This is a genomic window from Shewanella kaireitica (assembly GCF_023284045.1).
GTDB lineage: Bacteria > Pseudomonadota > Gammaproteobacteria > Enterobacterales > Shewanellaceae > Shewanella > Shewanella kaireitica.
The window spans coordinates 60,605-75,092 of the sequence record NZ_JAKIKQ010000016.1 but is presented as its reverse complement, the minus strand read 5'-3'; the positions used below and the strand labels follow the sequence as shown (position 1 = coordinate 75,092).

Genomic DNA, 14,488 nt, shown 5'->3' with positions numbered 1-14,488 from the left:
TTAACCGAAAAATAATTTAGTAAATACGCATTTATTACCTTTTTCGGTAATTGACAGCTGAAAAATAATTACGAATAAGAAGAGAGAATTAGCCACGATTTTGACACTGTTAGTTAAATTCGTGACCTAGATTAGACTTTGATGAATTAACTGAGACTCCACATTCTGAATATGGTTATTATTTGGCGCAATTTTTTAATCTCCTATCTCCACGCTTAAGATTAAAACAACAAATTTAACAATCAACTGTTACGCGAAAAGGTTGTCGCCGAATGTTAAGTCTATTAAGCCACTTGAGCTTAAAACAGAAACTATTTCTTATCGCCTCTCTACCAATGCTGATATTGGCGGTGTTTGCCGGGCTACATTCTATTTCGCTCTACCAGCAATACCAAGATGCTTCTGCCAATTCCTTTACCACCCAAGTAACCCTCGATATAGAAAACATTCTTTTTGAATTGCAAAAAGAGCGTGGCTTGTCGGCAGGCTACCTCAGCAGTCATGGCAAACAATTTAACACTGAACTACAACAACAGTGGCTAGCAACAGACTTGGCACTCAAAAACCTGCTGCAGAACAAAGCATTACAAAGAGTTCTTGATACCACCAAAGACGATCGTGAGCTTTTTCACCTATTACAAACCCGCTTTAGTCGCAGCAGTGATGAACATCAACAACTGCTCAAGATGCGTCAACAAGTACTCAAGCTTAATGGTGGTGATTACTTTAACTATTATTCTCAACTAAATCAGAAGCTAATTAGTTTTATTTCCCAACTACGTTTTAAGAGTGACGACTCCTATCTGGTAATGATACAGGCTGATTTAGTCAATATCTTAAAAGCTCAAGAACTTGCAGGGCAAGAGCGCGGCTTGGTCAACCAATTGCTGTCAGCCCCCACCTTAGACGCAGACTCATACGAAAGCATCGACAATATTACTCATCGACTGAACAATACGGTTGAGAATGCAAGCGTAGCGATGACAAATGAAAATCGCAGCAAACTAAATAAAATAACCAAAAGCCCGGAACAGCGGCAAGTAAGTGTATTGCTACAACAGTTAAAACAGCAGGTTGAACTCATAGAGCAAGCCCACGAGCTCAGTGAACTAATGGGGTATAAGGGCTTAACCTATGACTATAACCGCTACTTAATGACTGCTAAGCCTCAATATCAGCTCAATTTCGAACAACATCATTTTGAGCTTAATATTGCCCTTGAAAATATTGCTCGCCAAGATAATCTAACCAGCCAGCAATCGGCTCTGATAGCGACAATTAAACGCTCTACAGAGCTTTACTACCAACATTTTTTGCAGGCAAGTAAGGAGCTGCAACAGCCAGCTCCAATGAGTTCGCTGGCCGAACAATACGCCGATATGCAGCAGGCGCTGCAGCAACTGCAACACCAGGCACCGTTAATTAGCAGTAAACAATGGTGGGCTACCGCCAGTGCTCGAATCGACCTATTGCACCAAATGAATATCCAGTTGACCCATAAAATAGCCCGTCAAAGTGATGTTCAAAAACAGCTAATTGTGTCATCACTGTATATCAGCTTCCTTAGTGGTATTTTGGTTTTTTATATGGTGTTTATCTTAGGTAAATACATCGCTAATAGCCTTATCAGCTCGATTACGACCATAGTTAATGATGTTGAAGAGATGGCAAAAGACCCTAATCTACAGCTGAACATTGAGATTAAAGGGAACGATGAATTAACCCAGATATCTACCGCATTGAACCAGATGCTAAGTGAGCGCATGCTAGCGAAAACCTCATTACAACAAGCATCTGCGGTATTTGAGCATTCATCCGAAGGTATAATGGTCACCAATGCCGATAACCGTATTGAGTTAGTTAACCCATCTTTTACCAAGATCACTGGTTACACGCTTGCTGAAGTGAAAGGAAAAAGCCCCAGCATACTTAGCTCTAACCACCATCAACCAGAGTTCTACAGCCAGCTTTGGCATTCAATAACGACTACCAACCATTGGGAAGGTGAAATCTGGAACAAACGTAAAGATGGTAATGTTTACCCAGAATATCTATCAATCACCGCGGTTGAGAATGCTCAAGGCCAAATAAGCCAATACATAGGGCTATTTTTGGATGTGAGTAATCACAAACAGTATGAACAAGATCTCTGGTACAAAAGTAACTATGACTCGTTAACTAAGCTTCCTAACAGGCATCAGTTCTCATCTAGACTGCAGCATGCTATCGATGGTGCCAACCAAACAAATTCTCAGGTGGCAGTGTTCTTTATCGATTTAGATCGTTTCAAGTTCATTAATGAATTACATGGCCACGCAGCTGGCAATGAGATTTTAAAGCAGTCAGCCACACGACTGGAAACCGTACTCGGGCCAGAAGACTCTATTGCTCGTTTTGGTGGTGATGAGTTTGTCATTATCTCACCGCAACATAGTGCTATTGAAACAGCAGAGCAGCTGGCACACAAATTGGTAGATGCATTAGTTCAACCGTTAAAACTTGATGCTATTGAAAGTAATATTTCCGCCAGCGTCGGCATCGCTTTCTACCCTGAAGATGGCCAAGATATTGAGATGCTACTGCGAAATTCAGAAACGGCCATGTACCAAGCAAAACGTGATGGTCGCGCTCACTTCCAATATTTCTCGCCTGAGATGAATGTTGAGATGCTAGAACGAATGCAGCTTGAACAGAGGCTAAGAAAGGCGGTTAAGAAGTCTGAGTTTTATTTGGAGTATCAACCTGTGGTTGATATGACTCACGGCACAGTATCCAGTGTAGAAGCACTTATCCGCTGGCGAGATCCTGAGTTTGGCATTATCTCTCCCGCGCTATTTATTCCCATCGCTGAAGAAACAGGGCTTATAGAACCACTGGGCGAATGGGTGTTAAATCAAGCGCTAGCTGATCTGTCTAGCTGGCATGCCCAAGGGCATATGCTAAAAATTGCCATTAATGTTTCCGGCCGTCAGTGTATAAACTCCAACGGTTTGAGCTTTTATCAAGTTCTTGAGGAAGCATTACTGCGCCACAAAATTGCAGCACATTATGTGCATATTGAGATCACAGAAAGCTTATTGATAGAAGATAAGCCTTACAGCTTAGAGATCCTACAATCTATTAGAAACTTAGGCGTTGATATCTATCTTGATGATTTCGGTACCGGCTATTCAGCATTAAGCTATCTCAACCAGTTCCCAATTTCAGTCATTAAGATTGATAAGAGCTTTATCGATAATGCCACGGTTAACCAGTCCGATGCGAAGCTAGTCAAAGCTATTGTCATGATGGGGCAAAGTTTAGAGATGCCACTGGTCGCTGAAGGAATTGAAACTGAAGAGCAGTGGGACTTCTTACAATCATTAGGCTGCAATTACGCCCAGGGTTACCTAATGTCAAAACCCTTATCCAACGAGGATCTACTGACCTTTCTTGAAAATGAAACCGCAATCAACCGCATCGTAAATCGTAAAGCACTGGTGTCGGTTAATTAGGCATAAAAAAAGAGCAGCTAGGCTGCTCTTTTTTATCACGCCAAATAATCAGTTATTCAGCGGTGCTAGTCATCACACTGGCGGACTCTTCAATTGCCATTTGTGCTAGGTCTTTATCAACGAAGAACAAGGCTTTACCATCTTCACCGACTAAACGGATCTTATCGACAATTGATTTGAATAGCTTCTCTTCTTCGTGCTGCTCAGAAACATACCACTGCAAGAAGTTAAACGTTGAGTAATCTTGGTTAGTGAATGCAGCGTGAGCAAGTTCGTTAATCTTTTTAGTGATTAGCTGCTCATGCTCATAGGTGTATTCGAATAATGCTAACAGTGATGGGAAGTCAGCTTGTGGTGCTTCAATAGTACCAAGCAGCGGCATACCACCAGTCTCACTTACGTATGTGAACAAGCGGTGCATATGCCCCATCTCTTCATCAGCATGGGCACGCATAAATTTAGCTGCGCCTTCAAAGCCTTTATCTTCACACCATGCACTCATCTGCAGGTACAAGTTAGAGGAGAAAAACTCCATGTTGATCTGGTCATTTAACTGGTCAATCATCTTCTGGGCCAACATCTTAATTCCTCTGGGTATCTGTTTATGGCCGCTATTGTTATCAAGCTAGTTTAGAATTGCAATAAAATTTACTTAAGTTACTGTTTAATAAATAATAATGGTTTTCATTTACATAAAGAAGCAAACGCTAATGCTTGGCGGTAAACTCAAAGAAATATCAAAGGAATCAGCCTGTAACTAACCGATAGATAGAGAAACAACAGATTAAAACATGACTAAACCCAGTGGCTAACCAAGGCTAATTTCGATAAAAATAATAATAAAGCCACTATCAGCTGTTAAAACTGCCGAGCAGATCATAGTCATCTGCAATCACCGTGGCATAATGCCTTATATTCGTTTTTAATTAACGTACGCTAATTTAGCCTCAAGGATAGATAGATGCAGACTCATGCAGACCCGTGTAAACAACCTAGCCTAATGCATCCCTCGCTAGCGATTGTAAAATTACTAGAACAAGTGCAGCCAATCACAGATTCCGAAGTCGTTACGCTGACACAATCTCTAGGACGCGTCTTAGCTGAAGATCTTGCTTCTCATGTCGACCTACCTCCTTTCGACAATTCAGCAATGGACGGTTACGCCTTTAATTTTGATGATCTCAATGACAGCAAACCACTAACCCTTGTGGGTGAATCTTTTGCTGGACACCCTTTTAGCGGGCAATGTGTAAAAGGCGGCTGTATCCGCATTATGACCGGCGCACCAGTACCTGCAGGTTACGACACGGTACAGATGCAAGAAAAGGTAACGGCTGATGGTAATAACATCACTATTGAAGCACCAAAAGCCAAAGGCGCAAACGTGCGCTATCGTGCCGAAGAGCTCACCACCGGCACTAAAGTACTTGCGGCAGGTACACTCATTGGCGCAGCCGAGATGGGCGTACTTGCCACCATTGGGGCTAGTCAGCTAAGAGTATATCGTCCGCTTAAAGTGGCCTTTTTCTCAACCGGTGATGAACTGCGCCCTGTTGGCAGTGAGCTTGGTCCCGGACAGATTTACGATTCAAACCGCTATAGCATTCAAGGACTACTCAGCCGAGCAAACGTAGAGTGGATTGACCTTGGCGTGATTGAAGATGACAAAGAAGCTATTCGCCAAGCCTTTAAAACAGCAGCGGCTCAAGCTGATATGGTACTGACCTCTGGTGGAGTGTCAGTTGGTGACGCCGATTACACCAAGCAGATCCTCGATGAAGAGGGTGAAATCACTTTCTGGAAACTAGCGATTAAACCAGGTAAGCCTTTTGCCTTTGGTCACTTAGGTGATGCGATTTTCTGCGGTTTACCCGGTAATCCAGTTTCCTCGATGGTGACATTCTACAAGCTTGTTTGGCCGCTAATACAAAAAATGCAAGGCTTACCGCAAGTGAAACCGGTAACGCTATCAGCCACTTTAACCCAAGATATTCGCAAGTTCCCAGGACGCGTCGAATATCAACGTGCGGTATTGAGCTATAACGAGCAAGGTGAAGCACAAGTGGCCGTCACTGGTGGCCAAGGTTCAGGCATGCTGACCTCAATGACACTCGCTAACTGCTTTATCATCTTAGAGCAAGATTGCGATGGTATCAGTGCAGGTGAGAAAGTTACCGTCGAACCTTTTAACAGCGTACTGGCTTAAGAGAACATATAGCGATGTCGAGTGAACTTACTGACACAGATGAGATTTTAACTGACGCGGAAATCTTGCGTTATAGCCGTCAAATCTCTATCAAAGCGATGGACTTTGAGGGACAAGAGAAGCTCAAACAAGCCAAGGTGCTGATTATAGGTGCTGGCGGTTTGGGCTGCGCTGCCAGCCAATATTTGGCAGTAGCAGGCGCAGGCACAATCACCTTAGTCGACTTTGATACGGTTGAAGTGTCTAACTTGCAGCGCCAAGTCCTGCATCAAGATGCCAATGTTGGCCAAGCTAAAGTTGACTCCGCTAAAGAGACGTTAACAGGCTTAAATCCGCACATTCAAATCGATACCATCAATGCAGTATTAGATGACCACGAGATTGAAGCACTGGTTGCACAACACTCGATTGTGATGGATTGTACCGACAACGTGATGGTGCGTGAGCAACTCAATCAAAGCTGCTTTAAACACAAGATCCCGCTTATCTCAGCTGCAGCTATCCGTATGGAAGGTATGGTTACAGTATTTGACTATCAAGCACAAACGCCTTGCTACCACTGCTTTAGCCAGCTATTTGGTGAGCAGCAACTCAGCTGCGTCGAATCAGGTATTTTAGCCCCCGTAGTCGGAATGATAGGTTGCTTGCAAGCCGTGGAAGCAGTCAAAGTCATTGCTAATATGGGCCGCACCTTAGCCGGGCGTATTTTGATGATCGATGCCATGACTATGGAGTTTCGAGAGATGAAGCTGCCAAAGCAGCCTGGGTGTAAAGTCTGCAATCAAGGCTGATGATTCGTGTGCGTGACACAGTACAAGCTGTCACGCACAAGCTTTTATAGACTAGAAATTGTACGTAACCGATACTCCAACATTTCTTGGGTCAACAACTGCAGCATAACCATGCTCATAACCACGTCCAGGAGGTTCATTCACTGTAAGCGCTTGCTCATCAAATAAGTTGTTCACAAAGGCACTGATTCGCCAGTTATCATTTTGATAATCAACATTGAAACGACTTAAGATGTAATCACCAGCCACGCGCTCTTCAGTATTGGCAATATCAGCAAAATACTCATCAACGTAATTTCCTGATAACCCAAATGTCAGCTCATCAGACAGCCAATACTTAATACCAAGATTAGCAGTAACGTTCGGCGCAGCGTTAAGTTCATTGCCAACAATATCGCCGTAACTCGGGTCTGCTGCTTTAATTTCACTTTTAAGCAACCCTAACCCCGAGAACAGTTGCCAGTTCTCACCTAACATACTGGTAAACTCAAGCTCTAAGCCATAGGTTACCGCTTTATCGATATTAGTGATTCTACGTAAGCTATTAGACGCTTGGTAGCCGTCATAATCGTTATAAAACAGGTTGGCGTTCAGGTTAACATCGCCGCCATCAAAACTACTTCGAGAGCTCATTTCATAGGTATCAACAGACTCATCATCATAGTAATAGTAATCGCCACCAGCTGATGTTAATGCCATTGCGCCACCACCAGCGTTGTAACCACGTCGACCACTTAACGCAAGTGTGGTGCTATCAGTAACGGCGTATTGCACCACAAGCTTAGGCAATGCCACTGTTTTAGCTTCATCGAGTTGCTCATCTATCGTCGAGCCTCTAAATTGCATGGCAAAGTTTCGTGTTTGCTCATCGCGCATCACTCGCCCACCAAGGGTCAGCCACCACTTTTCGGCCATAGCAAAGGTCACCTCTCCATAAACAGAAGCAGAGGTACTGCTGTCATCTCCGCCATAAGAGAAACCTCCCACACTGCCAAAGTCTTGAGTGCGCTTATAGTAAGCTAAACCAATAAAGCCATTTAGATCTCGGTCATTAAGCCCAAAGCTATATTTACCATCGACGTTGTAACTTTTGTCATTCATGTCGACAGTACTTTCAGCAGCTGCCAAGGGTTCATAGGATTCAAAACCCCAGTCATAATCCATAAAGGAGAATTGTAAGTCGAGTGACTGACCATCAGTAAGCTGGTAATCAAATGTCACTGAATGTGTGTTTGACTTGGTGGTGATATAGCGTTGAAACAGCGGTTTATATGCCCAAGGGTCATCACCAGTGAAGTAATTACGCCCTGAATCACCTTGCTCGTCGTTATATGAAAAACTGTACAGTACTGATAAGTCTTCTAAGCCAGCAGGTTGCCAGAGTAATTTACCGCGCCATCGATTGGTAATGAGTTCATTCTGGTCAAAAGTTTTTGGGTTGGTGTCATACACCAAACCATTATTGTAGGTGTTGCCATTTACATTTTGCCCCGTGATCCTAAAGGCAAGTTGCTCGTCTAAAATTGGGCCCGATAGCATCACAGCACTGTCGATAAAACTGTCCTGATCTCGATAACCTAAACGTGCAGCCGCTTGCCAGTCAAAGGTTGGATCTGCCGTTTTAATAAATACTGCACCACCAATACTGTTTCGACCATTAATGGTCGACTGTGGTCCTCTGAAAACTTCTATCTGCTCTATGTCCCAAAGGCCTGTATCACCGGTTAAGTCAGCGACAAAAGGTTCTGCAACACCATCAACAAGGGTCGAAACTCGCGCTTTAGCGCCGCCAGTGAAAGAGTTAAACCCAGTAGCAGAGCCATTACCTGTAACGCCTCGAATATCCGGTACTGCTCCTGTTGTTACCACAACGTTTGGCACTTCAGATAAAGCACTGGATACCGATTGGTATTGGCCACTGTCTAGCGTCTCTTTATCGATAACAGACACTGATGAGGTAGTATCTTTGAGGCTACGTTCAACTTTTTCACCATATACAGTGATCCTTTCTATCGATTCAGTAGGTTCAACATCAACAGCAGCATAAGCCATCGAAAATATAGGACTACATAATATTGCCGCCACAACGAGATTTTTCTTAAACGCCCTGTATTCCATGGGTTCCCTCAAGTTCACAGTAAATAGAATTTATCGCTCTGATTAAAAGCAGCAACAATTTACATTAAACTACACCCACGCTCAATTGCGAATCATTCACATTTACATTACCATTTACACGATTTTAATACCTGTGTAATAAAGCCTGTTCGTTATTTTGTGTTGTCTCTTGGGAATTCGTAGGCATACCTCAGTAGACGAAGAGCGATTTTGTTCAGCTGTTACTGAGATATATCGGACACAAACGTTAATCTGACCTTTAAGGAAGAGTTGATGATTATGTTTCAAATCACGGCATTCATTCTGACTTTAGTAGGAGTCATAATGATATACGCCACCAGCAAGCATCAGAAGTTGCTGCAACAAGCCTTACCTAAACCACTCATTTTAGTGGGGCTTAGTTTATTGCTATTTGCACTACTAAGTTGGGGACAGCTTCTGACCACAACTGCAGCGATTTTCACCTGGCTATTCACCATAGTCGCACTGTTAATTTGCGTACCATTCACAACGCTTTATAAGTCAAGAGACCCCCATTGATGACACGGTTAACCCAAGCGGAAAAAATTCAACCACATTGGTGGCGAAAAAGTCTCACCGCAAGCCTTTTGGGTCTGAGCTTATCCTATGGTGTCATTGCGATGTTTGCATGGTTTGGCCCAGGAGGAATAGACGCACCAATGAAAGTGCAAATGAATATGTGGCTAGTCAGTTTTATCTGGCTCCCCGTTGTAGCCTTTAGTTTTCTGTTCAAAACAGCGACGAGTGCATTTGGTTATCTCATGTCGGCTAACCTCGTTGTGTACAGTTTATTTGCAGTTTTATGGTGGCTCACATGAGAATACGTCCAGATATTTTAAGAACCTATCAGTCTATTCACACATGGACAGGCATCACTACAGGTCTGCTATTGTTTATCGCCTTTTTTGCTGGCGCCATCACTATGTTCAAACCTCAAATAGAGCAATGGGCGACACCTCCAGCACAAGCACTGCAACAGATCCCTACAGAGTTACTCGATAGCTTAATTCAAACTGCAGTCAACAATAGCGAAAAAGCAAAAGATGGTTTTATCATCAGTTTTAACGACAATGATTCTCCAATTAAGTGGTATGAAAAGGGAGGCGGACGAGGTTTACGCCTTGATGATCACTTACGTCATGCCAGCTTTAATGATGATGGCGATTGGGTTAGCCAAGCAAGCAGTACCAATGAATTAGGTACGCTAATTGATCAGTTACACCGCACAGCAGGGATCATAGGCAAAATCGGCCACGAGGATCTCGGCGTACTAATTCTAGGTATTGCCGCAGTCCTGTATTTTCTAGCGCTGATCTCAGGGATTATTGTGCTAATGCCTACACTAGTGAAAAATCTATTTGCACTAAGACAGCACAAAGGGGTGAATCGTTTTTGGTTAGATAGTCACAATTTGGTGGGTGTGATCAGCTTGCCTTTTCACTTGATTATCGCCTGGACAGTGGTGGTATTTGCTTTTCATGACCTGTTTTATGGCGGCTTGAGTATTCTTTATGGCGACAAGCCCTTATTTGAACCCAGAGAGCGATCTACCATTGAGTACTCCGTTAGCCAGTTGCACAGTATTGATAGCTATATCGCTGAAGTCACGCCAATAGCTGAAGGTTATCAAATCACCTCAATGGAATTTAGCAAACTCAACTCAACCTCGCCTTCTTTAGCGGTTGAACTGCAATCTAACGGACGCATGATGCGTGGTGGTTACAGTGATTTCGTCTATATGCATCCATATACTATGGAGGTGCAATACAATACCATTAGCCAAGTTGAAGAGGGGTTATATGGCCCTGTCGTTAACAGTATATTCGCACTTCATTTTGGTAATTACGCAGGTAGCTTTGGCCGCTGGATATATTTTTCTCTTGGCTTACTCGGTGCATTTCTATTTTATAGCGGTAATTTACTTTGGCTTGAAAAACGTAGACAGAAACAAGCTGCACAACGCAAAGCAACAAAAATCATGGCCTCTCTCACTATCGGCGTTTGTCTAGGCTCGATGTTAGGTGTTGCAGTCGCTATGCTAGCCACAAAGTGGCTCTATCTACTAAGCGAGCAGGTAAATAGTTACTACCTCAGTTGCTACTATATTGCCTTTTTTGCTGCATTAGCTTACAGCTTTGTTAGAGGCGCTGCCCTTGCTGCTATTTCACTACTTAGGTTGTTATCACTTTGCTGTTTATTAATTCCTGTAACCAGTGGAATAGCTCTGCTACTGCCACAACTCGCAATATGGGCAGCTACAGATATAGCTTCAATAACCATTGAGCTCATATCACTTATTTTTGCCCTGCTTTTCTATATCGCAGCCAAAAAAGCATACCATAGAGCCTACTTTGGAGAGCCAGACAGCATTTGGGCTGTAACTCATCAGCAAAGCGAGTTAAAACCACAGCAAAACAGTAGCACTCAAGTGTTGCCTTAAATTCATGTAGCCATCACCAAAAGAGCCCAGTTACTAACTGGGTCTCTTCTATGTCTACGGCCTCGAATGACCCCGTAATAGTGACGATGAAATAGTCGTGACAGACCCAATCATTGTTATGTAATACCAATTGCATTAAAAGTTTGACCATTCAGCGGGAATTCAAAACGCTGTAGGCAAGTAGCGAGATTTGAGCTAATAGTTATTCTCGGCTCTGGCATCCTGCTTCGCTCTCGATAATTGCTCCTGCATTATTCTACCTTCGACCATCCTTGGTCTCGTACCTCCTAAATCTGACCGCCAAGGAGGGCTGGAATGTCTTATTTTGTATGGAACAAAATAGACCATTTAGTCGTATATCCAAATCCCATAGCGAAGCATACAGTGTTTGCCAATTTGTTTAACCTCAGCCGCACTATGTGAGCCCCTCAGTCTTTCCACTTCTGCTTTGCATTGGCTTAAAAGGGAATAACCATTTCTTTACCGATGCGCTTTGAATTGAAAAGACAGAGGGGTTCTGAACTGGCCAAATACTTAATGCAATTGGTATAATATCCACTTAAGGTTGACCTTTTATCTATCTCTGTAACCTATAGAGTTGTCAGCATGATCTTTTTACCAATTTGTCGATGTGAAAGACTTTATCTTTTGTTAGAAATGTCGACTTACAAAAGGTAAATACCCGAGTTGTAGTTAAACATACGTTTATATTGAGGTTAACCTTGTCCGCTTTTTATCATCGCTGCCGCTATTTTTTCTTACCTCTTTTTTTCACCAGCTTGCTTTTAGCTGTCACTCAGTATTCTCTACCCAAGCTGCAAACGTGGCACAGCGTGATTGAACAACTACCGTTTTGGTTGCTACCAGTGGTGGTGATTATTGCGCTGCAATTTAACCGCAGTCGCCTAGCATATCTTGCGCTACTGTTACTGGCCTATTGCTATTTTCTAGACCAAGGCTCACCTACAACCTTATTTGATAGATATCCACAACAGATCTTTCTTGCAGGTATTTTTACCGTGACTTGGTTTGCGTTTATTAAAGACAGAGGGCTACTTTCTGCTCATGGTGTCGTTAGGGTTTTAGGGGTTTTGCTCAGCTTTGCAGCCGCTTTTGCTTGGATATGGGGCAATACTCAATATAAGAGTGCTATCGATAATTACTTACCCAGTATGATAACGATGGAGATACGAACCCTCGCTCCCTTCTATCTTGGAGCGATGTTGGTTTTTGTACGAGGTATTTGGCAGGCCAATTTGGTTAACACCGCCATTTTTATCACCTTAGCACTATGGGCTATACACTCGCTAATGCCAGAGCTGCTATCCGTTTCTGTATCGATAACAGCCTTAGCCATTGTATATATCCTCACAGTGTTAACGGACTCCTATTTTCTTGCCTATCGCGATGAACTGACAGGTCTTGCTTCTCGTCGCGCCCTTTATAACTTAGTGTTGTCGCTAGGACGAAAATACAGCGTAGCCATGCTCGATATCGATCACTTTAAAAAGTTTAATGATACCTATGGCCATGATGTTGGTGACCAAGTGCTTAAATTAGTCGCCAGTAAGATCTCCCAAGTAAGAGGGGGCGGCAAAGCCTTCCGTTATGGCGGTGAAGAGTTCACCATCGTCTTTTCTCGCAAAGATACTTCATCAATTTTGCACTTCCTTGAAGAGGTGCGAGAGATAATTGAGGACTACGACATAACACTGCGTAATGAGCAGCGTAAACTGCAAACTAAAGCTAAACGAGGCAAGGCACAAACCCAGCGCAAAACCGTCAATGTCACCATCTCGATTGGAGTGTCAGAACATCAACACGGTGAGACTTTCGAACAAACCCTGAAAAAGGCCGATCAAGCTTTGTATCGCGCCAAGAAAAAAGGTCGTAATCAGGTGTGTGTTTAACAATGGTTGACGTTAAAGCACACCGTTCCATTTTCCACAGAAATACTTTTATTTAGCTATAGTGATTGAATAACCCTTTTCGGTGTAATGGCCGTTAGTAATCCATATAACGCCAAACGAGAGCTATTCATGAAAATATCAGCCTTAATTAGTCTGGTTGCTAGCTGCACTTTATTACTCACAGCCTGCGATTCTCAACCAACTGTACAAACGACTCCACAACCTGTGAGCATGGCCAACCCAGCCTCAAGCTACTGCATAGAGCAAGGTGGAACCCTTGAAATAGAAACTCAAGCTAACGGGCAAGTCGGTTACTGCACTTTGCCTAATGGGCAGCGTATTGAAGAGTGGCAACTCTATAGGCAATCCCAGCAAACTGATGAATCTGTTGTTCAACGTAAACCCGCCTTTGTGGGCAAAGCGAACCCAGCATCAGAGTATTGCATCTCTTTACAAGGGCAGCTCGATTTAGCCAGCGGAATATGTACCCTCCCCAGCGGTGAAGCCATCGAACAGTGGCAGTTATTCGAGCATGGTCACAAACAAGCTCCTGACGTCACTGAAATGCAAAAAACTCCGAACCCAGCAGCGCAATATTGCTTAGAAATAGGCGGCACGGTCGATCTTGCAGATGGCAGTTGCACTTTACCTAATGGTGAAAAGGTGGATCAATGGACGCTATTTAACAAACACAAGCTCATGTCGATCTAAACGACTTATTGTAAAAATCTCCCCCTACTAGTCTGATCGGGCTATTGCCATTAACAGTCCTTTTTCAACCCAGATGGATACGGCAACGCCGCGAACCACCAGTTTAGTCGGCTTATCTCCACGCTCTAATATTGGCTGTTCACCATAGAGGTTTGAGTCATATTGCACTTCGTATAGAGTGATCGGTTGCTTATCTTTTTGACTAAATCGAATTTGCGCGGCAGTTAATCCCTGAATTGAGCAATAACGGCCGCCAAGCATTTTACTATCGCCATTGTTGGTATTAGCGAGAAAACTTGAGCTAACTGGAGTGAAGTCTAGTTGTGTAAAGTATTCTCTAAGCTGGCTTAATTGCTCAGTTTGCACCTCTAGTGGCTTCATCTTTACATGATTACGCGCCACTTCATCGGCAATTTTCCAGCTCATACTCGTCATAACAACACTATTTGATGCACCATTAAATAGCTGCTGCATCTGGGTATACGAGTACAGCTGAAATGCTACCACCAGCACAAAAATACTAGCAGCAAGTGCATAGATCATTCTAACTAAAGGTTTACGGGATTTGCTGGCGCGATTCAAGTGACTTGCAGCCTTAAAGTGGGGTTCATTAAGGTGAACAGGCTCTTGCCGAAACAAGCCTTCACTGAACTTCTCTTTGTCGGCCAGTTCTTCAGCAGAAAATAGCGCCTCCATGCGTGCTAAGCCATCTTCTGACAGTTGTTGGGATTCAATATATTGCTTCACCGACTCTCTAAAATTGCTGTCAGTGGCATCGTGTTTATTACTCATCGTAT

11 protein-coding genes are annotated in these 14,488 nt (G+C 43.3%); 8 read left to right on the top strand and 3 right to left on the bottom strand.

Features of this window, described 5'->3' with window-relative positions:
* Nucleotides 1–272 precede the first annotated feature (272 nt).
* Nucleotides 273–3,494: an EAL domain-containing protein gene (locus L2730_RS17290; RefSeq protein WP_248975739.1), complete on the top strand. Its 3,222-nt coding sequence runs from the start codon at nt 273–275 to the stop codon at nt 3,492–3,494.
* A 52-nt stretch (nt 3,495–3,546) separates the two neighbouring features.
* Here L2730_RS17290 and ftnA read toward each other — a convergent pair whose 3' ends face one another.
* A complete protein-coding gene (gene ftnA, locus L2730_RS17285; protein ID WP_020910394.1) occupies nt 3,547–4,074 on the bottom strand; it encodes a non-heme ferritin in 528 nt (175 codons plus the stop codon).
* A 381-nt stretch (nt 4,075–4,455) separates the two neighbouring features.
* Between ftnA and moeA the strand changes: the two genes are divergently transcribed.
* Both moeA and moeB read left to right on the top strand, forming a co-directional pair.
* Nucleotides 4,456–5,700: a molybdopterin molybdotransferase MoeA gene (moeA, locus tag L2730_RS17280; protein WP_248975738.1), complete on the top strand. Its 1,245-nt coding sequence runs from the start codon at nt 4,456–4,458 to the stop codon at nt 5,698–5,700.
* 14 nt (nt 5,701–5,714) lie between these two features.
* Entirely contained in the window at nt 5,715–6,491 is a 777-nt protein-coding gene (moeB, locus tag L2730_RS17275; RefSeq protein ID WP_248975737.1) for a molybdopterin-synthase adenylyltransferase MoeB, read from the top strand.
* Nucleotides 6,492–6,542: 51 nt separating this feature from the next.
* Here the strand turns inward: moeB and L2730_RS17270 are convergent, their stop codons facing one another.
* Nucleotides 6,543–8,609, bottom strand: coding sequence for a TonB-dependent receptor (locus L2730_RS17270; protein WP_248975736.1), 2,067 nt, complete (start codon nt 8,607–8,609; stop codon nt 6,543–6,545).
* Nucleotides 8,610–8,882: 273 nt separating this feature from the next.
* Here L2730_RS17270 and L2730_RS17265 point away from each other — a divergent pair, with 273 nt between their 5' ends.
* The 5 genes from L2730_RS17265 (at nt 8,883) to L2730_RS22100 (ending at nt 13,691) form a co-directional block, all read left to right on the top strand.
* On the top strand, nt 8,883–9,149 hold the full coding sequence (locus L2730_RS17265; protein ID WP_048908444.1) for a hypothetical protein: 267 nt from the start codon (nt 8,883–8,885) through the stop codon (nt 9,147–9,149).
* Nucleotides 9,149–9,448, top strand: coding sequence for a hypothetical protein (locus L2730_RS17260; RefSeq protein ID WP_248975735.1), 300 nt, complete (start codon nt 9,149–9,151; stop codon nt 9,446–9,448). Before L2730_RS17265 ends, L2730_RS17260 begins: the two co-directional genes overlap by 1 nt.
* Nucleotides 9,445–11,070 carry a PepSY-associated TM helix domain-containing protein gene (locus tag L2730_RS17255; protein WP_248975734.1) on the top strand — a complete coding sequence of 542 codons (1,626 nt, stop codon included), beginning with the start codon at nt 9,445–9,447 and terminating at the stop codon, nt 11,068–11,070. Before L2730_RS17260 ends, L2730_RS17255 begins: the two co-directional genes overlap by 4 nt.
* A gap of 833 nt (nt 11,071–11,903) precedes the next feature.
* Complete coding sequence (locus L2730_RS17250) at nt 11,904–12,980, top strand: GGDEF domain-containing protein (protein WP_346347832.1); 1,077 nt, start codon at nt 11,904–11,906, stop codon at nt 12,978–12,980.
* A gap of 129 nt (nt 12,981–13,109) precedes the next feature.
* Nucleotides 13,110–13,691 carry a DUF333 domain-containing protein gene (locus L2730_RS22100; RefSeq protein ID WP_428848468.1) on the top strand — a complete coding sequence of 194 codons (582 nt, stop codon included), beginning with the start codon at nt 13,110–13,112 and terminating at the stop codon, nt 13,689–13,691.
* Between the two features lie 27 nt (nt 13,692–13,718).
* On the opposite strand, the gene L2730_RS17230 is transcribed toward L2730_RS22100, so the two are convergent.
* Nucleotides 13,719–14,483 (bottom strand): hypothetical protein, encoded by a 765-nt coding sequence (locus L2730_RS17230; RefSeq protein WP_248975732.1) that lies wholly within the window; start codon nt 14,481–14,483, stop codon nt 13,719–13,721.
* Between the last annotated feature and the right edge of the window lie 5 nt (nt 14,484–14,488).